Source organism: Alkalibaculum sporogenes (assembly GCF_009362815.1).
Lineage (GTDB): Bacteria > Bacillota > Clostridia > Eubacteriales > Alkalibacteraceae > Alkalibaculum_A > Alkalibaculum_A sporogenes.
Map to the genome: position 1 here is coordinate 1 of NZ_WHNX01000031.1, position 21,515 is coordinate 21,515.

Annotated in this window: 21 protein-coding genes and 1 rRNA gene; 15 read left to right on the plus strand and 7 right to left on the minus strand. The window is 30.9% G+C overall.

All coding sequences use genetic code 11. The features are described from left to right. The 5 genes from GC105_RS13975 to GC105_RS13995 all read right to left on the minus strand — a co-directional run. A 16S ribosomal RNA gene (locus GC105_RS13975) occupies positions 1–70 on the minus strand; the annotation flags it as partial. A 404-nt stretch (positions 71–474) separates the two neighbouring features. After that, positions 475–1,206 (minus strand): IclR family transcriptional regulator, encoded by a 732-nt coding sequence (locus tag GC105_RS13980; protein ID WP_152806029.1) that lies wholly within the window; start codon positions 1,204–1,206, stop codon positions 475–477. Between the two features lie 32 nt (positions 1,207–1,238). Beyond that, positions 1,239–2,246, minus strand: a complete 1,008-nt coding sequence (locus GC105_RS13985; protein WP_152806031.1) for a LacI family DNA-binding transcriptional regulator — start codon at positions 2,244–2,246, stop codon at positions 1,239–1,241. Between the two features lie 21 nt (positions 2,247–2,267). Next, positions 2,268–3,560 (minus strand): hypothetical protein, encoded by a 1,293-nt coding sequence (locus tag GC105_RS13990; RefSeq protein ID WP_152806033.1) that lies wholly within the window; start codon positions 3,558–3,560, stop codon positions 2,268–2,270. After that, positions 3,557–4,795, minus strand: coding sequence for an aminotransferase class I/II-fold pyridoxal phosphate-dependent enzyme (locus tag GC105_RS13995; RefSeq protein WP_193708429.1), 1,239 nt, complete (start codon positions 4,793–4,795; stop codon positions 3,557–3,559). The genes GC105_RS13990 and GC105_RS13995 overlap by 4 nt, the downstream gene beginning before the upstream one ends. Before the next feature lie 250 nt (positions 4,796–5,045). Here GC105_RS13995 and GC105_RS14000 point away from each other — a divergent pair, with 250 nt between their 5' ends. Genes GC105_RS14000 through GC105_RS14010 form a run of 3 tightly spaced genes read left to right on the plus strand, consistent with a single transcriptional unit; the run spans position 5,046 to position 9,246 of the window. After that, positions 5,046–5,972: an ABC transporter substrate-binding protein gene (locus tag GC105_RS14000; RefSeq protein ID WP_152806039.1), complete on the plus strand. Its 927-nt coding sequence runs from the start codon at positions 5,046–5,048 to the stop codon at positions 5,970–5,972. Positions 5,973–6,016: 44 nt separating this feature from the next. Next, the gene (locus tag GC105_RS14005; protein WP_152806043.1) at positions 6,017–7,954 is read left to right on the plus strand and encodes a U32 family peptidase; all 1,938 of its coding nucleotides are present in this window, start codon (positions 6,017–6,019) and stop codon (positions 7,952–7,954) included. Between the two features lie 11 nt (positions 7,955–7,965). Beyond that, complete coding sequence (locus GC105_RS14010; protein ID WP_246169848.1) at positions 7,966–9,246, plus strand: aspartate aminotransferase family protein; 1,281 nt, start codon at positions 7,966–7,968, stop codon at positions 9,244–9,246. Positions 9,247–9,308: 62 nt separating this feature from the next. On the opposite strand, the gene GC105_RS14015 is transcribed toward GC105_RS14010, so the two are convergent. Both GC105_RS14015 and GC105_RS14020 read right to left on the minus strand, forming a co-directional pair. Next, positions 9,309–10,373 (minus strand): FAD:protein FMN transferase, encoded by a 1,065-nt coding sequence (locus GC105_RS14015; RefSeq protein ID WP_152806046.1) that lies wholly within the window; start codon positions 10,371–10,373, stop codon positions 9,309–9,311. Between the two features lie 147 nt (positions 10,374–10,520). Then, the gene (locus tag GC105_RS14020) at positions 10,521–11,387 is read right to left on the minus strand and encodes a hypothetical protein (protein WP_152806048.1); all 867 of its coding nucleotides are present in this window, start codon (positions 11,385–11,387) and stop codon (positions 10,521–10,523) included. 364 nt (positions 11,388–11,751) lie between these two features. Between GC105_RS14020 and GC105_RS14025 the strand changes: the two genes are divergently transcribed. The 12 genes from GC105_RS14025 (at position 11,752) to GC105_RS14080 (ending at position 21,491) form a co-directional block, all read left to right on the plus strand. Then, positions 11,752–13,674, plus strand: coding sequence for an FAD-dependent oxidoreductase (locus GC105_RS14025; protein ID WP_152806051.1), 1,923 nt, complete (start codon positions 11,752–11,754; stop codon positions 13,672–13,674). A gap of 111 nt (positions 13,675–13,785) precedes the next feature. Further along, entirely contained in the window at positions 13,786–14,139 is a 354-nt protein-coding gene (locus tag GC105_RS14030; RefSeq protein ID WP_152806055.1) for a NusG domain II-containing protein, read from the plus strand. A 4-nt stretch (positions 14,140–14,143) separates the two neighbouring features. Then, complete coding sequence (locus tag GC105_RS14035; RefSeq protein ID WP_152806060.1) at positions 14,144–14,662, plus strand: Gx transporter family protein; 519 nt, start codon at positions 14,144–14,146, stop codon at positions 14,660–14,662. A gap of 4 nt (positions 14,663–14,666) precedes the next feature. Then, positions 14,667–15,632 (plus strand): polyprenyl synthetase family protein, encoded by a 966-nt coding sequence (locus GC105_RS14040; RefSeq protein WP_152806061.1) that lies wholly within the window; start codon positions 14,667–14,669, stop codon positions 15,630–15,632. Positions 15,633–15,762: 130 nt separating this feature from the next. Further along, positions 15,763–16,623 carry a UbiA-like polyprenyltransferase gene (locus GC105_RS14045; protein WP_152806064.1) on the plus strand — a complete coding sequence of 287 codons (861 nt, stop codon included), beginning with the start codon at positions 15,763–15,765 and terminating at the stop codon, positions 16,621–16,623. Between the two features lie 60 nt (positions 16,624–16,683). Continuing rightward, complete coding sequence (locus GC105_RS14050; RefSeq protein ID WP_152806065.1) at positions 16,684–17,397, plus strand: ABC transporter ATP-binding protein; 714 nt, start codon at positions 16,684–16,686, stop codon at positions 17,395–17,397. Position 17,398: 1 nt separating this feature from the next. After that, positions 17,399–18,127 (plus strand): ABC transporter permease, encoded by a 729-nt coding sequence (locus GC105_RS14055; RefSeq protein ID WP_152806068.1) that lies wholly within the window; start codon positions 17,399–17,401, stop codon positions 18,125–18,127. A 145-nt stretch (positions 18,128–18,272) separates the two neighbouring features. Continuing rightward, complete coding sequence (locus tag GC105_RS14060; protein WP_152806071.1) at positions 18,273–18,752, plus strand: S-ribosylhomocysteine lyase; 480 nt, start codon at positions 18,273–18,275, stop codon at positions 18,750–18,752. 64 nt (positions 18,753–18,816) lie between these two features. Continuing rightward, the gene (gene msrA, locus GC105_RS14065; RefSeq protein ID WP_152806074.1) at positions 18,817–19,296 is read left to right on the plus strand and encodes a peptide-methionine (S)-S-oxide reductase MsrA; all 480 of its coding nucleotides are present in this window, start codon (positions 18,817–18,819) and stop codon (positions 19,294–19,296) included. Positions 19,297–19,358: 62 nt separating this feature from the next. Further along, complete coding sequence (locus GC105_RS14070; protein WP_152806078.1) at positions 19,359–20,402, plus strand: YkvI family membrane protein; 1,044 nt, start codon at positions 19,359–19,361, stop codon at positions 20,400–20,402. A 48-nt stretch (positions 20,403–20,450) separates the two neighbouring features. After that, positions 20,451–20,810, plus strand: a complete 360-nt coding sequence (locus GC105_RS14075) for an Hsp20 family protein (RefSeq protein ID WP_152806081.1) — start codon at positions 20,451–20,453, stop codon at positions 20,808–20,810. Positions 20,811–20,897: 87 nt separating this feature from the next. Then, on the plus strand, positions 20,898–21,491 hold the full coding sequence (locus GC105_RS14080; protein ID WP_152806083.1) for a cyclodeaminase/cyclohydrolase family protein: 594 nt from the start codon (positions 20,898–20,900) through the stop codon (positions 21,489–21,491). Positions 21,492–21,515 lie beyond the last annotated feature (24 nt).

The window sequence follows — 21,515 nt, forward strand, 5'->3', positions numbered from 1 at the left end:
CTCGTTCGACTTGCATGTGTTAGGCACGCCGCCAGCGTTCGTCCTGAGCCAGGATCAAACTCTCAAATTAAAACTAATTTTGCTGGCATTACTTTTGTTACTTTGTTGCTTACAACTTTCATCGTAAGTCTTATACTATTTTGTTTAGGTTGTGTGCACTATTCTATTTTCAAATACCTATGTTGTTACTTGTGTTTAAAGCTTATCGCTTGTTTTGTTGTTAATTTTTATTGTCTGTCTCGTTTGAAGCAGCTTAATTATTATATTACGTGTCGATTGTTTTGTCAACTACTTTATTATGTTTTTTTAACTTGTTTTGTAATGTTATAATTATAAATTATTGCTTAGTGTTTTGTTTTATTGACTGCTTGTCTTGTTTCGACTTTTTCTATTATAGATACTATTATACCTTTTGTCAACATGTTTTATGAAATATTATTAAAATAAACTTAGTCTTAGAATCTCATGCTTGAACTACACTGTATCTACCATAAAACCCGCTACAATTTCTTTTAAAACTCTTATTGTTTCACTAGTTTTACTTTCTGTTAATCTACATTTTGGTATAACAACTGATAGACTAGCTACATAGTTACCTTCTACTGAGAAAACAGGTGCTGAAAAGGTAGTCGAATCCATCTTTGGAACTTCTTCTACTAAATACCCCTTTTCTCTCACTTCACTAATAGTTTTTTTGAGTTTCTCAATATCGTAGTGTTCCTCGCCCTCAACAATCCTTTCAATAGTTCGATCAAGTATACTAACAGGTAGGTATGCTAAAATCACCTTACCACAAGCACCTTCATGTAATTTCAGAGTTTCTCCAATTCTTTTTACAAAACGTAGTTGATGGTAACTATTAATTCTTTCTAACACTACACAATTATCTCTATCTTTTATTGTGACAAAAACCGTCTCCCCTAACTCATCGTATAATCTTTGCATTAAAGGATATATTACGATACCAGGAATATTCATTTCTCTAACTATTCCGCCATAATAAATAAAATTAATTCCTAGTGAATACTTTTTTGTCGAGTTATCTTGATGAATTATACCGCTATTTCTTAAAGATTGCATCAATCGGTGAGTCGTAGAAACATTCATGTCTAATCCATTGCTAACATCAGTTACCCTCCAAAACTTTTTGCTTGGATCATTGGCCATTAATTGTAGTACTTCAACTGCCTTATCAATTACTTGCATACAATATCCCCCATTACTTCTAAACTAAAAATTTATTCTATATTCTTCACAGAATCTCGGATAATAATTTCGTGTGGAACAAAAATACTTTTATTTTCATCTTGTTTATTGTTAATAGTTTTAATTAGCATTCTAGCGCTAATTGCTCCAATATCGTACATCGGCTGTGCTACTGTAGTAATAGTTGGTTTCACCCATTCTGATATAGAAAAATTGTTAAATCCAATTACACTCATGTCTTCTGGCACTTTCAGTCCTACATCTTCAGCTTTTCTAATCGCGCCCAAAGCCATTTCATCATTAAGTGCTACTACTGCTGTAGGTCTATCTTTAAGCTTAAGCATCTTATCCATCAAATCATAACCACCTTTAATAGTATACTTACCTTTAAGTTCGTAGTCATTATTTACCTCTATTCCTACAGATTCGAGTGCTCTTATATAACCTTTTTTTCTTTCTATACCTACATACGATATTTCATCTTCATCTGTTAAAAAACCAATTTTTTTATGGCCATTATCTATTAAATATTTTGTAATGTCATAAGCTGCTTCATCATTATTTATAGATACACTTGGTACTCTTTCTTCGCTATCACTCAATGCTCCTAAAACTATAGGTACCCTACTATTCGTTATAGCCAAGATTAAATCTTCACTTAGAGATTTACCTATAAATAGAATACCATCACACTGTTTTTCAAGAAAAACATTTAGATAAGTATGTTCTTTTATAGGGTCAGAATCTGTATTACATAAGATAATATTATAATCATAGATATTGCATACATCTTCTACACCTCGAACAACCTGTGTATAATAGGCTTGAGTAATATCTGGTATCATAATCCCAAAAGTATTGGTTCTTTGCATTTTTAGACTTCTTGCAATTGCATTAGGCTTGTACCCTGTTCTATCTATAGCATCTTGTACTCTTTTTTTCGTTTCATCATTTACTAATGGTATATTATTTAATACCCTTGAAACTGTGGCAACTGAAACGTTAGCCTCTCTTGCAACATCTTTTATTTTAACATTCATATTTTTCCTCCAGATTATATTTTAATTTGAAAAATTCTTAATCTTCTCTACAATTAATAGTATCATATCTAAAACTTTGTCTATATATTTGTTGCCTTTTCTATTTACGATAATTGGAGCAAGCTCTTTTTCATCTTCTATTGGCATATTTGATACAGCTAATGATTTTAACGTCGTTACACTTGGGTTATTAAAATCTACTTTAAGTGTATCAGATGAAACGATACCACCAATAGAACTCATAGCATATACTTTAAACAACTTAGGGTTATCGATGAAACTGTCAGTATAAAACATTATGTTTTTATCATTAGTTACCCTTATACTACCTACTACTGCCTCTAACGGTTCTCCTTGGCTTACAGTCTTTATAGGTATAATATCCTCACCTTGCAAATCTGTGGCTACTACGGTATAGTACTGTACTTCTTGTTCATCTATATCTATACTTTTCGTCCATTGCAGTTTGTATTGTATCTTGTCATATCCTAAATCTTCAGTGTCTACTAATGCAATGGTTGGTTTTGTTGGAGCCTTTACTTTGCTTTCCATACCAGATGCGTTCTGCCAATATTCTTTGACCTGCGGTACTTCTAGCACAAGTGGTATATTATTATTTTCTTGTGGATTAATATTATAAATTGAATACTGATAACTAGCACTTTTATTTATGGAACCTGAGTAATATCGCTGTTCAATATCTTCAAAGTAGTACGCCTCTTTTCCAGTTGATGATCCGTACAACTGAACATAATCCTCAGCACATATCTCGATAATACTCCATTCATGTCCGTTAATATAATTATTCGTAACTTTGTCATACCCTTCAAGTTTTCTAACTTGATAAAGTTTTGTATCTCTCCAATCATCAAAAGTTTTATTTTCATATTGTATTAAATAGTACAAAGTAAAGTGATGACCATATTCGTGAGAGAGAGTTCTTGCAAAGTCTTCTACTGTTTGTTTATTACTCAAATTATATAAATCAATAGTATTTTCTTTACTTAAAATAATCTTCTCGTTCCCCAAAATCTTTAATCTGTTATAAGATGCATTGTATACTCCTTCTTCTTGACCACCACTTGGGTTATCACTATAAAGATTTATTTCTTTAAGATATTTTATTTCATCACCATAAGTGTTTTTCTTAAATTCTTCATATACTTCAATTAATTTATAACCTGTCCAATTTTCCGAGTAGCTATTTATTGTTAGCCCTAAATCTGTTTTGTATTGATCATACAATGTTTCAGCCGAGACTGCATTTGGGGTAAGAAACAACAAGAATAAAATAACAATACCTATTCTTTTCATATTCTCTTCATTGCTTCCTTAATTAACCTAGGGGTAATTTTGCATTTTTCTTGAGATACTGAGCATACTGCAAATCTCAAACCCATTTCTAATGGTACCAAGAAAACTTTTTCTTTACTTAACTCTTTCGCTAAACCTATTGGATCATTAGATGGAATAGAGATGAAAAACCCATCTTTATATGGACAAATTTCTAATCCCACTTCTTCTGAAGCTTTCATAAAAGAATTTGCCCTAATCTTTAACATTTCTTTATAATGATTTCTTTCTTTCTCAACCTTTTCCAACAAACTCTCATCTCTATATATCTTTGTCAATACCTCCATAGCACATCGTGTACCATTGGACCATACACCTCTATTTGAATGTGAGCAAGCATTTTTAAACTCTATTGCCACATCTTTATTAGATGATACTCCAATTATTGCACCACTTCTAAGTCCATAAAAAGTGTATCCCTTAGACATACTATAAGACACTATACTTAATATATTCTTAGGCAAGTTACTCAATAAAGATAAAAACCTTCGAGATTCATCTTCACAAAAATCTATATAGGCTATATCAATAAACAGTACAATCTTATTTTGATTAGAAGATGCTTTTCTCTTAAGCATCTCTATTATGCCTAACCACTCGTCATAACTTAAACTAAATCCTGTAGGATTATGAGCTGGTGAATTTATAATAATTATTAATCTCTTTTGTTTATCTAATAATAGCTCCACCTTTGACTCAAAATCTTCAAAGTTAAAGTTCATTTTTTCATCAAATAATTTATATGTGGAAATTTTCCTACCATGTTCTGTAGCAATTGTATTATATGGATCCCAATACCAATCAGAAGTTAAAATTTCCTCTCCCCAACTGGAATAATTCCATACAGCATGTCTTATAGCTCCTGTTCCACCTGGTGTCGCTACAGCTTCAATAAACCCATCTGGTTTATAATCTCCAAATGTAGTTTTAATGGCAGTATCTAAGTATTCATTAATACCATTTAGTGGAGCATATGCTGCAAAACTTTCATCTTTCAATTCCCTTAATGCATTAAAAACAGAATCAAAGGTAACTAGTATTCCTTCATCATCTAAAAACACACCTATAGTTCCATTTATAACATTATTAAAACCATATTCACTAATAGCCTTTTGTGCTTGTGTATTCGCACCAAAAATTGCGTCTTCAGCTACCTGTCTAATTGCATGATTAGCTACCATGTTAAAACTTTCCAATTTAAGCCCTCCTGTATAACCCAAAAACATATAACTTCCAATATTTTAGATATATACATTTATTATACTATAACAACTACAGGTTTACACAAATTGTTAGCAATCTTTTAATATTTTTATGCATAAAAACATTATTATACTATTATTCTAAAAAAAACACGATATCGACTCAAGATATCTTTTGTGAAGTAGACATACGTACTTTTTTGTATTAATATTATTATGGAATAATTAAAAGGAGCACGATAATATGAAATTTAAAAAACTTATTGTAATTGCTATAGCTTTTTCTCTTATAATAGCGACTAGCGGATGTAATCAAAAAAACGAGTCAGAAAATGAAACAATTAACTTAGGTCTAATGAGCGACACTGCCGCTATACCAATTGTAGTAGCAGATGCGTTAGGATTCTTTAAAGAAGAAAATGTAACTGTTAACACACATATTTTCTTTAGTGCTGTCGATCGCGACTCAGCCTTACAAGCTAATGAATTAAATTCTACATCTTCAGATTTAATTTCTGTTGGGTTATTAAAAGAAGCTGGAAGTTCATTTCAAGTAATATCAAAAACTGAGACTGAATATAAACTTCTATCTTCTCCAGAAGAAAGTAATAATACGCTAGATAATTTTCACAATAAAAAAATAGGATTATCTACTAATACTCTAATGGAATTTCTTGTTGATTCTACCATAGAAAAATACAACTTATTAGATATTGAGAAAGTAAATATACCTAAAATGCCTACTCGATTAGAGATGCTAAGCAATAATCAAATCCATGCAGCAATTTTACCTGAGCCTTTAGCTTCTCTTTCAGAACAACAAGGTTCTAAAATTTTTGCTAGTAATATCGATATCGATTTATTCCCGGGGGTATTGCTATTTGAATCAAATTTTTTAGAAGATAATCCATCGACAATGGAAAGCTTTAAAATTGCATACAATAAAGCTGTTGATTTTATCAATGATAATGGAATTCAAGATCTTGGTCCACAAATTAAAGATAAACTTAGTTTTTCAGAAGAAGGATTTGATACTTTTAAAGATATAAAATTCTCCTATTTAAGTCTTCCAAGAGAAGATGATATATCTTCAGCAATGAATTGGCTTTATCAAAAAGAATTAATTAGCAAAATATACAGCTTTGACGAACTTACTTATGACTTTGACTAGCAAGAATTATTAAATACTTATAACCGTTTAGACTGGAGAATAATATGAGAAATTTTAATGGTAATGAAATTGAACTATTGGCACCTGCAGGAAATTTATTAATTCTTAACGAATTAATAAATTCTAAAAGTGATGCATTTTATCTCGGTGGCAAAGAATTTAATATGCGTATGCATAGGAGCAACTTTAATTTTTCTAGACAAGAAATAAAAGACTCAATAGAATTAGCCCATGAAAAGGGTAAAAAAATTTATATAACCGTCAATAATTTAATGTTTAATAATGAAATTGCACCCTGTTTAGATTACCTATATTACTTAGAAGAACTTTCTCCTGACGGTCTCATCATTCAAGATTTAGCAATTATATCTTTAATTAGGGATAATAACTTAAGCCTTCCAATGCATTCATCGGTAATGATGAATGTTCACAATTTAGAAATGGTAAAAGAATTATCTTCTCTTGGAGTAACACGGGTTGTAACTTCCAGAGAAATAGACTTGCAAACTATAAAATATTGGAATAGTCAAAGTTCTATGGAATTCGAATACTTTATTCATGGTGATATGTGTTCAACACACGGTTCTCAGTGCTATTATTCTACTATGCTATTTGGAAATAGTGGTAATAGAGGATTATGTATGAAGCCATGTAGATGGGACTATAAGATAAAATACAACGGATCATTCTACAATACAGAGTTTCCTATGGCTGTAAAAGATATGTGCATGTACCAATATATTCCGGAACTAATCTACTCTGGTGTTAATTCTTTTAAAATAGAAGGTAGGATGAGAGAGTCTTCCTATTTACATAGAATTATTAATGCATACGGTGATACAATTGATAGTTTTCTTGAAGACCCATGTTTTTACGATAGAGATAAACACATGGAAATATTGTATGATTCCAGAAATAGAGATCTTTCAACCTCTTTTGCCTTTGGTAATCCAAAATTAGAATTTATTAATAGACGGTATGAGGGTACTGGTCACTTTTATTCTACAGGTAAAGTTTTTAGCAAACCAGTTCAAGAACATTCAATCGACGATAAACATATAACTAACGCTAAAATGGCGCTGTTAAAAGATACGACACTTAATAATGAAGCCTCAATTCCATTATTAAGTGTTAAATGTGATACTTTGGCACAAGTAGAAAGTGCAATAGTCAATGAAATTGACATAATTTACATTAGTACAGAAAACTTTAGGAAAGACCATAAATTATCTGTAGCTTCAATTATTAATATGAGTAAAATAAAAGGTAATAGCAAACTTGTACTTTCCTTACCTAAAATGACCTTTGATAATGATTTTTATAAATATGACGCTCTTCTAAATAATAATGGATTATTTAATGCTATTGATGGTCTAATGATTTGTAACCTTGGGGCTTTAGCACATTATAAAGACTTCAATTTGCCATTGTACAGTGACGTAACTATGAACATAGGTAATACAAATACAAGTAAACTATATGCTGAATACGGCCTAAAAAATATAGTTTTATCTTTGGAGATGAATTTGAACAACCTAAAATCATATATGGATGCAAGTGAAAATACTAATGTAGAGATAGTAGCTCATGGATCTCCCAGTATTATGTATATGGATTTAGATTTGTATGAACATATTAAGGTTAAAAAGCCTGCTTATCCAGCGGATAATCTTTACTTTGAAAATGAAGTCTTAGTATTAGTTGACGACAATGGATTTGAACATCCAATCTATAGAGACAATCACAATAAAAATCATTTGCTACTCTATAAAGACATTTGCTTACTACCCATTCATAACGAACTAAGTACATTAGGTATTTCTATATTAAGATTAGAAATCGGTCATTATAATATTAATGATTTTGAAAAAGTAATTAAAGCCTATAAAAAAGCCATATCACATCCAAAAGATACTCTTGATATTTATCACAACTTAAAACCTAATCACATGGATTATAGCTTAGGTGCATTATACTATTAGGAGGTGTAAATTTGAATTTTATTGGTACAGACAAAGTATTAGAAAAAAAACATAATTATCAAATGCCCTGTTCTTTTCATTTTTACCAAAACCCACCTCAGATAACTCGAGGTAAAATGCAATACCTCTACGACGATTATGTCGGGGGAAAATATTTAGATTTTTTTGCTGGAGTTTCAGTAATGAACTGTGGGCATAGCAATGATACAATTATTAAAGATTCTATAGAACAAATGAAAACACTACAACATACTACTACGATTTATTTAACACAACCAATAGTAGATTTAGCAGAAAAATTATCAAAAGTATTGCCAGGTGATTTAAATAAAAGTTTTTTTTGTCTTTCAGGTTCGGAAGCTAATGAAGGTGCTATGCTTCTTGCGAAACTTTACACAGGCAATAATGAATTTATTTACTTAGATGCAGGATTGCATGGAAGAACTCACTTAACTATGTCAGTTACTGGAATCGACATGTGGAGAGCATCTCCAAATCCAGAATTAGGTACACATAGGGCTACGGGATTCTATCCTAATGTAGCGCAAAATGACTTTGATCTTGAGTTAGCTATGAATAAATCTATTTCTAGTATAGAAGAAATTTTAATAAAACAAAATAATAAAATTGCAGCTCTTATAATTGAACCCATTCAAGGAAATGGTGGAATTCTTACTCCACATAAAGAGTATTTTATAAAGTTAAAATCATTGCTAATAAAACATAATGTACTACTAATTGTCGATGAGGTTCAAACTGGATTTGCAAGAACAGGAAAGATGTTTGCTATCGAAAACTTTGGGATCACTCCCGATATTATGACAATAGCTAAAGCACTGGGTAATGGTCAACCAATTTCGGCTTTTTGTACAACTAATGAAATAGCTGCATCTTTCACACGACCATCTGCCTCTACTCTTGGTGGAAACCCTGTTTCCAGTACTACAGCCATTTCTGTATTAAACTATATAGAAAATCATTCATTATGCGAACATGCAAGTAAAATGGGCGATTACTTGACACAGGGATTACAATACTTGCAAAATCGTCATAACATTATTAGAGATATTAGAGGAATAGGTTTAATGCAAGGCGCTGAATTAGTTGAAGGCATAAGTCCCGCAATAGAAAAAACAGATAAAATTTTAGAAAGCATGAAAGATAATGGTATACTAATAGGTAAAAATGGTTTATCACGAAATGTATTAGCTTTTCAACCACCACTAGTTATTTGCAAGGAAAATATTGATGAGTGCATAAATAAATTAGATGTAGTGCTAAAATTAGTTTAAATACAAAATAATCGGCCATAGAAAAATATTCTGTGACCGATTTACTTGTATCTTTTATTATTTTACGGTCTAATTACTTCATAATCATCACCATAATTTTGTTCGTCAAATTCAAATACATCTCCAATGCCTGAAGTTATATATATTTTATAATCCTTTGTTACAAAAATAGCCTCAGTATCTATTAAGCTCTCTATTAAATCAATACCATCTTCTAGCCCTAATAAAAATGCTGATGTAGATAACCCGTCACCATCCATAGACTCTTTAGATATAATTGTCACTTGCCTTAATTCATTATCAGCAGGGTAACCTGTTTGTGGGTCAAGTATATGATGATATCTTTTTCCATCAACTTCAAAGTATCTCTCATAATCACCTGATGATACTACTGAGATATCATTTCCACTTATTAAACCTAAGTATGCTCCTCTATTTGCTGAAGGTTCTTGAATTCCAATTTTAAAATCTACATTATTTTCTTTATTACCTACTAAGAGTATATTCCCTCCAAGGTAGATAATTGCGTGTTTTACTCCATTATCAACTAACACTTCTTTCACTTCATCTGCAATATAGCCTTTTGCAATAGCTCCTAAATCTGCAATCATGCCTTCATCTTCTAATTTTACAGTTGAGTTTTCTTCATCTATTTGTATTTTTTTATAATCAATTTTAGGAAGTGCATCATCTAATTCACTATTTGTAGGTATATATCCATTTGGAGGGTCTATTACCCATAATCCCACAAGTATACCCGTGGTTATGTCAAAATGTCCATTTGATAACTGTGAATACTCTAGACTACTTTTAATAACATGAATTGTTTCTTCAGATACTTTTACATGATCAAGCCCTGCATTTTCCTTAATTTTATACAAATCACTACCCTCAATATGCAAACTTAATAAATCCTCTAACTCTTCTATTCTAGAAAAAGCTTTATCAATTATATTTTCAGCTTCTTGGGTACTAATAGAAGAATCATATATCTTTATATCTACAATAGTGTCTAAGTAAAAATCATTCTTTGATACAAATTCATTAGGCTTAACTTCAACACTATTACAACTTGTTACGTAAAGCATTAGTATTGTTGTAATTAAAATACAACATATTTTTTTCACTTTATTACACCCCCTTTTTATATACCATGTCCATGCAAATTATATGATATAGTGAGCCTGTTAATGCGGGTTAATTTGGCGCAATATAAAAGCTTTAGGATAATCCTAAAGCTTTTATATTTTATATCTTATTTTTTAAACTGTCAATTAATTTCCTAGAGCAGAATTAAATAAGTCTTCAAATTCATTTACATGTATAGATACTCCTGCAATTGTATCTGTATGACCTTTATCGTCTATATAGTTCACTGTGAAACCTTGAGTTTCTAGTAGAAATGCATCAGATTTTTCTGCATTTGATGCCCAATCCATACCGTAATCTACTCCTAGTTCTTTCTTGCTTAGTGCTTTGTCGCCATCAAAATATTTTTCAGTATCATCAGATTTTTCTCCAACAAATACTGAGTTAAAGTTAGAAGCAACAATTGTTCCGTTTACTACTGTGAAGTCAGCTCTATATTCCCAAACGTCTTCTTCTTCTAAAGGTAGAGTTGCAGTTGCAACAAAATCACTTGGAGTAGTATAAGCACCTTCTGCTACTGGCTCGCTAGCTAAAGCTTTCTTTGCTAGGTCAAAAAATTCTACAACATGAATGGAAACTGAAGTTCCTGCATCTGTTTTAAGAGCGTCAGTATGTCCTTCGTCAGTTGTATATAGCTCATCAAATGCTGCTGGATCTTGATTTTCTATTAACCAAGCTTCTGCTGCTTCTGCTTGAGGATGCCATTCCATTCCATATTTACCCTCTTCTGAAAGTGTTTTCTTGTTACCAAGAACTTGAACGTTAGTTCCACCCCACTCAGCGTCAGAAATTTTACCGTCAGCTACTGTCACTACAACAAAATATTTGTATCCGTTTCCATCTGCAAAAGTTTCCTCTTCTGCATAATATACTCCATCTTTGTATGTAACACCTTCGCCACTTGTTGGTTCGTCTGAACCTCCACTTGCACAACCTATTGCAAAAGATGCTATAAGTGTCAATGATAACAACAATAGTATTATTTTTTTCATATTTTTCTCCCTCCAAATTATGTTTTTTAGACGTCTTAATTTTAACACTGTCATCTAGAGATAGTCAACATGTTTTCCTGTACATGAGATATTTTTTATTATTTTATTAATAGGTGAAAAAAATAACATTCTTTTTGTGGGTACTTTTACAGAATTTTTAAAAAAGAATTTATCAGATATCGATTACAATCATCATTATTTGTTGAATTATTATTAACAATATTATAAGATATAAGAGGTATTTTACGTTATATATTCTAACTTTACATATTTTCTTAAAAATTGTATCATTGGAAGTAATTATATTTCATTATATTAGGGTATTTAGTGTAAAATAATAGCAATATAATATAGGAGGAATAAAATGTCTAAAAAAGTAATTATACTAGGCGGTAGTTATGCTGGTGTTAAAGCAGCTAAAACACTTCACAAAGCCTTTAAGAAGGATGAACATGTTGAGATAACCTTAATTGATAGGAATAACTTTCATACTCTTATGACAGAATTACATGAAGTAGCCGGTTTTAGAACTGAACCTGAATCTGTTAAAATCGATTTATTTAAGATATTTGCTGGCAGAAAAGTTAATGTAGTTGTCGACAATATTACAGAATTTGATTTTGATAAAAAACAACTTAAATCTGAAAAATCAACATATTCATATGATTACCTAATCATGGGTATGGGTAATGAACCAAATTTCTTTGGTATTGAGGGTGCAAAAGAGAACTCTCATACATTATGGGCCTATGAAGATGCGGTAAATCTCAGACACCATATTGAAAGTATGTTTGAAAAAGCTGCTGGAGAAAAAAGTACCGAGGAAAGAAAAAAATTGCTTACTTTTGCAGTATGTGGTGGCGGCTTTACTGGTGTTGAAATGGTTGGTGAGCTTGGAGAAGCCAAACTTCACTTAGCTAAGAAGTACGATATAGATGTACGAGAAGTGACTATCTATAATATCGAAGCTATGAGTAGAATCCTCAATATGTTAAAAAATGAAAAACAAGTTGAAAAAGTAGAAAAGAGATATAAAAAACTTGGAGTAAAATTATTAAAAGATTCTGCTATTTGTAAAATAGATAATGATTCATTTACATTAAAAGACGGTACAATTATCCCTACTTACACACTAATTTGGACTGCAGGCATTCAAAATAACTCAGCAGCTAGTAGCTTAGGATTTGATTTAGGTAGATGTGCAAGAATTAATGTTAATGAGTTTATGCAACCATCTAAAGAAAACAAAATTATTAGTAGTATATTTATTGTAGGAGATAGTGCTTCTTACCAAGATGATCAAGGGCCAATGCCACAGACAGTTGAAGCTGCTGAGCAATCAGGACATACTGCTGCTATGAATGTAGCATCATTAATTAAATGCGAATCTCTACACAAACACAAACAAAATTATCATGGATTTATGGTTTCTGTAGGTTCTAAGTATGCAGTAGCAGAGACAGGTTTTAATTCTTCTGGATTTATAGCAGTATTTATTAAACATTTTGTAAACTTATACTACCAATTTATGGTTGGTGGTTTAAGACAAATATGGAACTACTTACGACATGAATTTTTTCATGTTAACAATAAAAGAAGCATTCTTGGTGGACTCTTATCTACATCGTCTAAAAACATTTGGAAACTACCTTTAAGATTATGGTTAGGTTATATGTGGCTTGTTGAAGGTATCGTAAAGGTAGGCGAAGGTTGGTTAGAAAGTCCTAAGGTTGTAAGCACTATTAATGCAATAGCAGGTGTTCCCACAGGAGATGCTGGTTCAGCTGCAACACCAGCTGAAGTTGTAGAAACAGTGACTGCTGCCACTGACGCTGTTGCTGGTGGTGGTACTGACGCTATTGCACACACATTACATCCAGTATTTCAATGGGCTTTAGATAAACAACCCTCAGGATACGGTGAAGCCTTAATGGATGCGCCAAATTTTATGATTAATATAATGAATAATATTGTAGCGCCAATTGAAGTGCCAGTACAATCTATTATGGTTATTGGTGAAATCCTAATAGGTTTATGTTTAATAGCAGGTTTATTTACTTTTCTTGCTTCCTTTGTAAGTATTGCAATGGGCTTTGGTATAATTCTTACTGGTATGGCTGATGCCTCAATGGTTTGGTTTATAGTAAGTGCATTTGCATTAATTCAAGGTTCAGGTAGAGCTTTAGGACTTGATTATTATGTAATGCCAGTTTTAAAACGTGCCTGGTCTAAAATTGGAATTGTAAAGAAATCTTATCTTTACTTTGACAATTTTGAAGAAAGTTAAATCAGTATAATCTTACAATTTGTTTGCTGATATAATAAAATATCCTTCTTCTTTAAGAAGAAGGATATTTTTCATAGGAAAGAACTATATTTTTAAAATTAGGAGAATTCAATGAAAATACGAGATATTTGGATTATTGTAATAGTCCTAGCTATAGCATTGATTAGTATATTCATAATGCATAATAATAGTGAGTCAGATATACAGACAAAGATGGTCATACGTGCTGCAAATGAAATATATGATGAAATTCCTTTAACTGAGGATACAAATGAAACCATCAATGTTGAAACAGCTAGAGGCTTAAATAAAATAAAAATAGAAAATGGTGTTGTGAGCATAAATGAAGCTGATTGTCCTGATCAAATCTGTGTCCATAATAGGCCAATTGATCAAGTTGGAGAAATTATCGTATGCTTGCCAAATCAAGTAATTGTTGAAATAGTTTCTACTAACGAAAGGTGATTATATGAAGATTCAGACCCGAAAATTAGTATTTATATCAATGTTAGTAGCCCAAGCTATGATTTTGAGCTACGTTGAATCACTACTCCCAGCTATACCAATTCCCGGCGCAAAACTTGGGTTTGCTAATATTGCAACCTTATTAGCTTTATCTACCCTTAGTTTCAAGGAGAGCTTTTTAATTGTTGTTGCTAGAACTGTACTCAGTTCTTTTATGTTTGGGAATATGAATGTATTGATGTATTCATTGACAGGAGGAATATTAAGTCTAATAGCCATGTATTTTATTTTGGAATTATTTAAATCTAATGTTAGTTTTGTTGGTGTCAGTATTGTAGGCGCTATATTTCATAATATTGGACAACTTATTGTAGCTTGGCTCGTGCTTAATATAAATATTTTCGTACTCCTACCCTACTTATTACTTGTTGCAATCCCTACTGGATTGTTTGTAGGTTTCTCTTCTAATTATTTATTAAAATATTTACACAAAAGTAACTTTAACTTTAAAGATAATAGGTGATTATATGAATAGCTTCTGGAACGAATATCCTAAATTACAATTAGAATTAGATGAAGTGACTAAACTAATTGAAAATTCTGTAAAAGACTCGCATAATTTTATAACTTCCGCCGTTGAAGACACTATACACTCTGGAGGAAAGATGCTAAGGCCAGCCTTAGTAATATTAGGTTCTAAATTTGGCAATGAGCCCAAAAACAGCATCTTAAATTTAGCTGCTATTGTTGAAATGCTACATGTAGCAACATTAATTCACGATGACATTATTGACGAATCAAAACTTAGAAGAGGAATAGAGAGCGTACAAAGTAAATATGGTAAAGATAGTGCTGTATTTATCGGTGATTATCTATTTGCAAAGCTTTTCACTCTTATGAGTAAAGATTTTCATCAAGAAACTATGGTTGAGATGTCAAAAGTAATTATGAGAATTTGTCAAGGTGAACTAATCCAATATAGTTTCCGTTATAAATACAATTCAAGTATTATGCATTATCTAAAGATAATTACTGGCAAAACTGCATCTCTGTTTTCACTAAGTCTATATATCGGTTCAGAAGAATCAAATGCAGATGAAACAGTAAAAAAATTATTAGCTAAAACTGGTTATCGCATTGGGATGGCTTTTCAAATAATTGATGACTGCTTAGACTATTCAAGCAAAAATATTATTAAGAAAAGTACAATGAACGATTTAAAACAAGGATATCTCACACTACCCGTAATATATGCATTACAAAATGATCGTAAAGGATATCTAGAAAATCTATTAAAAAACGGAACCTTTACCAAAAATGAAAGTGATAATATACACGCTCTAGTAGTTGAAAACAAAGGACTAGAAAAATCTCGAGAATTGGCATTAAAATATACAAATAAAGCTTATGATTCAATGAATAAATTACCTGATTGCGAAAGTAAAGAAACAATAAAATTTATTATAGACAAACTGTTAATAAGGGATTATTAGTTGAGACACTCTATTCTCATTAAAAGTCAAGTAATTAATGAGAGGTGAGAGTTCAGAATGGCAATTTTGAAAAGTATGTTTTACCAACTCTAAGCTAATAAAATACTATCAAATCTGAAGGTGAAAAATTATGAATCTTATCTATAAAATCAAACAGTATGGGGAATTAGTCATGTTTTCTCATACTCTTTTCTCATTTCCTTTTGCAATGGTTGCTATGATTTGGGCAGCTAAAGGTATACCGGACGCTTACACTTTATTTTGGATATTAGTTGCTCTTATTACTGGTAGAAATGGTGCTAATGCTATAAATAGGGTAATTGATATAGAATATGATAAAAAAAATCCAAGAGTTGCAAATAGATTAATCCCTCAAGGTAAAGTAAGTATAAGAGAAGCTTTAATACTGTCTATGGTTTTATTCATCATATTTGCAGGTGCAGCTTATATGATAAACCCCTTATGCTTCGCGTTATCCCCTGTAGCTCTAGGGTTATTCATACTTTACTCCTATACAAAGAGGTTTACCTGGGCATGTCATATTATACTAGGCATAATCTGTGCCGGTGCTCCTTTTGGAGCATGGATCGCAGTAACAGGACAAGTAAGCTATGTTCCCTTTCTATTATCTGCTGCTGTAGCACTTTGGATCGGCGGTTTTGATATTATCTATGGAACACAAGATATAGAATTTGATACTCAAGAAGGTTTACAATCAATCCCGGCTAAATTTGGATTAAATAATAGTTTGCTTATAGCAAAATTATTTCATGCAATGTCTGTTTTGATATTATTTTCATTATCATTTATACAAGGAACACAATGGTTATACCTAACCGGGCTAGTAATTATTTCTATACTCTTTATGATAGAGCATAAAATGGTAGAACCTAAAAACACAGGTGTAATGAATTGGGCAAGTTATCATATCAATCAAATAGTTAGTGTAACCTTTTTAGTATTCAGTCTTTTAGATTTTTATATTCTATAAAGATTACTGTTTAGGCGCTATCTTAACGCAATTTCCATTAATAAAAAAGGATGATATAAGTTGTTAACTATAAAAAAGCTATCTATACAAATTGAAAACAATATAATATTAGATGATTTATCATTTTCTATTGAAGACAATAGTATTACAAGTATAATTGGATATTCTGGTATCGGAAAATCTACCCTTGTTAAAGCTATTGCGGGTATACACCACTTTTCTGCTGGAGCTATTTTTTATAACAATGAATTATTAAATAATACAAAAGTTAATATAGGATATGCATTTCAAGATTATGGATTATATCCTTGGTATAGCGTAAAAAAAAATATAGTTCTTCCCTTACAAATCAAAAAAATAGCAATTGATCAAGCTTTTTATCGGAGTATATTAATACAATTGGGAATTGATCATCTTATAGATAGATACCCTAGTGCTTTAAGTGGCGGCGAAAAACAAAGAGTTGCATTAGCAAGAGCCATCATACTAAAACCTCAAATTTTGTTGTTAGACGAACCCTTTTCTGCACTAGATACAATAAACAGAACTAAAGCAAGAGATTTATTTTTAAAAATTTGGGATGAATATAGACCTCTATGTATATTTGTCACCCATGATATAGACGAAGCTTTACTCATATCTCATAAGATATTAATCCTTAGAGATAATTCTTATATTCAAATTGACAATGCCGTTCGTGGAAAGCTTAAATACGATCCAGAGTACGTAAATATGCTTCACTCACTACAAGAAATGATTGCTGGGAGTAACTAAAATGAATAAAAAGAAGTTAATTGTCTCTACTATACTATTACTTGTTATGTGGCATGTAGCAAGTTTAATATTAAATAAAAATATACTTCCGTCTCCACTAAAAGTAGTACCCCATTTACTGTCTATTTTCAACAGTAAGCTAATAATACATATATTTTATAGTTTCTCGCGAATTATATTTGGTATACTTTTTGGAATTGCTATTGGATGGCCTATGGGAATTATAGTCGGTTACTTTAAAAAAGCAGATGATTATATCTCACCTATTATATATTTTATCTATCCAATACCAAAGATAGCATTACTTCCAATTTTTATGTTGTTATTTGGATTAGGCGAATTTACTAAAATTTTTATTATATTTTTGATAGTATTATTTCAGATAATTGTAAACATACGAGATTGTATTAAGGATTTAGATCCTACTCTATATTACCCTCTAAATGCCTTAGGAAGTAAGGATAGTCAGATTATTCAACATATACTAATCCCAGCATCCTTACCCAGCCTGTTTTCATCAGTTAGAATCTCGTTAGGTACATCTATCGCTATATTGTTTTTTTCAGAAACATTTGGTACTACCTATGGTTTAGGCTATTTCATAATGGATTCAATGTTAAGAATAAATTATGTAGAAATGTATTCTGGAATTGTAGTGTTAAGTTTACTAGGACTGTTTTTGTTTATACTTATAGATATTATAAGTAATAAATATCTTAAATGGCAATAATACAAGAGAGGTTTAAATGATAGTCGTAAAACTTCTACACGGATACACTTAACTCATAGTCTTCGTAACAATAAAATAATGTCTGAAATTACCCTTTATTTTTTTTATAAAAGTGATATAATTTCGTTAAAGAGGAGGTTAATCAATGAATACTATAACTAGCTTTACTATTGATCATAACAAATTACTAAAAGGTCTGTATGTCTCGAGGCGTGATTCTATAAAAGACTGTACAACACTTACTACTTTTGATATACGAATGAAACAGCCTAATATAGAGCCTGTATTAAATACCGCTGAAATGCATACTATAGAACATGTTGGGGCAACATTTTTAAGGAACCATGAAAAGTATAAAGATCAAATTATATATTTCGGACCTATGGGATGTCGGACAGGCTTTTATTTGATAATTGCAGAAGATATTAATTCAGATACTATGCTTCCTTTAATTACGGAACTATTTGAATTTATCGCTAATTACGATGAATTAATCCCTGGTGCTAGTGCAGTAGAGTGTGGAAATTTCCAAGATATGAACTTAAACATGGCAAAATATGAGAGCAAATTATATCTAGAAGTGCTATACAATGCTACAGTAGCAAATCTAGAGTATCCCAATTAATAAATATTACACTTACTAGGCTGTTGCTTTGATAGTCTAACTTTTAAAGGATGGAGATTAGCAAATGAAAAGTATTATATTAGCTGGTGGTTGTTTTTGGGGTGTCCAAGCATATTTTCAAAAGATTAAAGGTGTAATCAAAACTCAAGTAGGTTATGCTAATGGTACAACTATTAATCCAACTTATGAAGATGTGTGTAGTGGTACAACAAACTATGCAGAAGCTATTATATTGGAATATGATGAAAATACAATTTCTCTAAATGATATTTTAAAAAAGTTCTGGACTATTATAGATCCTACTACCCTTAATCAACAGGGTAATGATAGAGGTACTCAATATCGCACAGGAATCTACTATGTTGATGATGAAGACCTAGATATAATAATAAACTCTAAAAATTCTCATCAACAAACCCTTGATAAGAGTATTGTGACAGAGATTGTACCCCTTGAAAAATTCTTTGAGGCAGAAGAATATCATCAAAACTACTTACAAAAAAATCCTAATGGTTATTGTCATATAAATTTGGATGAAGCCTAGTAATGTTCTAAATTGCAAGTTATTCTCATAGCATTATACTAAAAGGTATGTGTGGTGAATTAATGAATAATGAACAAATTAGAAATGTATTTAAAATCTCTTCATTGTACATTGCAGCAACTATAGGTGCAGGTTTCGCATCTGGAAAAGAAATTTTTTTATTCTTTACAATATATGGAGAAAGCAGTAGGTTTGGAATTATTTTAGCTGGTATACTATTTGTTGTAGTTGGTTATGTTCTATTTGACTATATACGAGTACACAATCCTGAAAGTATTAACGACTTATTTACTCGATTAATAGGAGAAAAATTATCTTTTATAGTCTCCATAATTATTTGCATCTTTTTAATAGGAGTATTAAGTATAATGCTATCAGGAATGGCAAATATCTTAAGTGAGATTTTTAGTATTTCTTACTTTACAAGCAGTATTTTTGTTAGTATCGTATGTTTTATAATCTTAATCTTTGGTATTAAAGCTGTTGTACTCTTAAGCCAAATAATTACTCCAGTATTAATTATTGGAATTTACGTACTTGCCATATTATTACTTACTGAAAGTAACTCATATACAGTTTCTACTGGTTTAAATCTTACAAATAATTGGGGTATCTCGTCTGTTACTTACATCTCCTACAATATTATTGTCTCTGTAGTTGTATTAATTGATGCGAGATATTTGATTACTTCAAGGAAAATAGCATTACTTTCTGCTCTAACAGGAGGTATTGGTTTATTTACTACATCATACTTAATAAATCTTATTTTACTACAATACTATCCTTTAATATCAAATATAGAACTACCTATGTTAACACTAGCAAAAAATTACAATCTTTTAGTCTTCTTTATTTGGTCTACTATACTATTTTTTTCTATGCTTACTACTGCTGTTTCCTGTGCAGTAGGCAGCCTTAACTTTATTATTCCTAAAATCAAACTTCCAAGAATTATCACCATACTTATATTCTTAATCTTCACCTTACAATTAACATATATAGGCTTTTCAAATCTTATATTAATCTTTTATCCAGTTTTTGGTTATATAGGAATTGCCTTAATATTATTATTGGTTTTTAGATATGTTAGGAGAGAAATTTTTTAACAATTATAACATTCATGCATAAAATTATATCATAGGAGGTTGATAATCATGGATTCTGAACATAATTGGGTTAATAACGATATGGAAGGTATCCCTCAAATTATTAATGAGGAGCTTGAAATAAGAAGGTTAGATTTAGAAATAAAAGATCTTGAAGAAGAATACATTATTGAGATAAAACTAATAGGTTTTGACAAGGATGAGATACTAATTTTTATCGAAGATGAAAAATTATTTGTAGAGGCAAAAAGAGAAGATATCTTAGATGAAGAAAATGATGAGTATATGATACAAGAACATAATTATGCATATTGTCAAAGAAGCTTTTCCTTACAGGGAATAGATAAGAAAGGTGTTAATGCATATTACGAAAATAATTTTGTTTTTATACATCTACCAAAAATATAACTATAGCTTATTTATGAATTCCTGTCATAAGTTTCCCCTTACTGCAAATACTAATTGCATAGACATATATCTAGGGGGAATTACATCATGGCCATTGCAGATCAAACGATTAGATGCTTTTTAAACGGTATAGCCAAAACACCTAGCACACCTGCTGGAGGTAGTATTGCAGCACTATCTGCTGCTTCAGCTACAGCTATGGCAGAGATGACCATAAGGCATTCCTTAGATCAGATTGATGATCCTAAACTCATTAAAGATTTGAACAAACTATTACTTATCTGCTCCTTTTATAAAGAAGAATTTTTATTAGATATGGATCGTGATACTAAATGTTTTCATGCTGTTATAAAGGCTAAAAAATTAGAAGTAAACAATGAAGATGAAAAAAAAGCAAAAAATATTAATATTCAAAATTGCTATAAAGAAGCAGTTAATATCCCATTAGAAATCACATATAAAGTTCAACAATTATTAGAGGTAATTGCACATATAATAGATATAGGAAATGATAATTACTTAAGTGATGGAGTTGCTGCATTTTTACTAGCAAAATCTACTATGAATTCCTTACTATATCATATGAAATTTAACCTTATTTTTATAGACGACACTGGCTTTGTAGATGAAGTAAGTGCAGAGCTGGAGTTATTAAAATCTCAATGGAATTCTAATAACTAAAGGTGAACGACTTTCGTGGCGCTC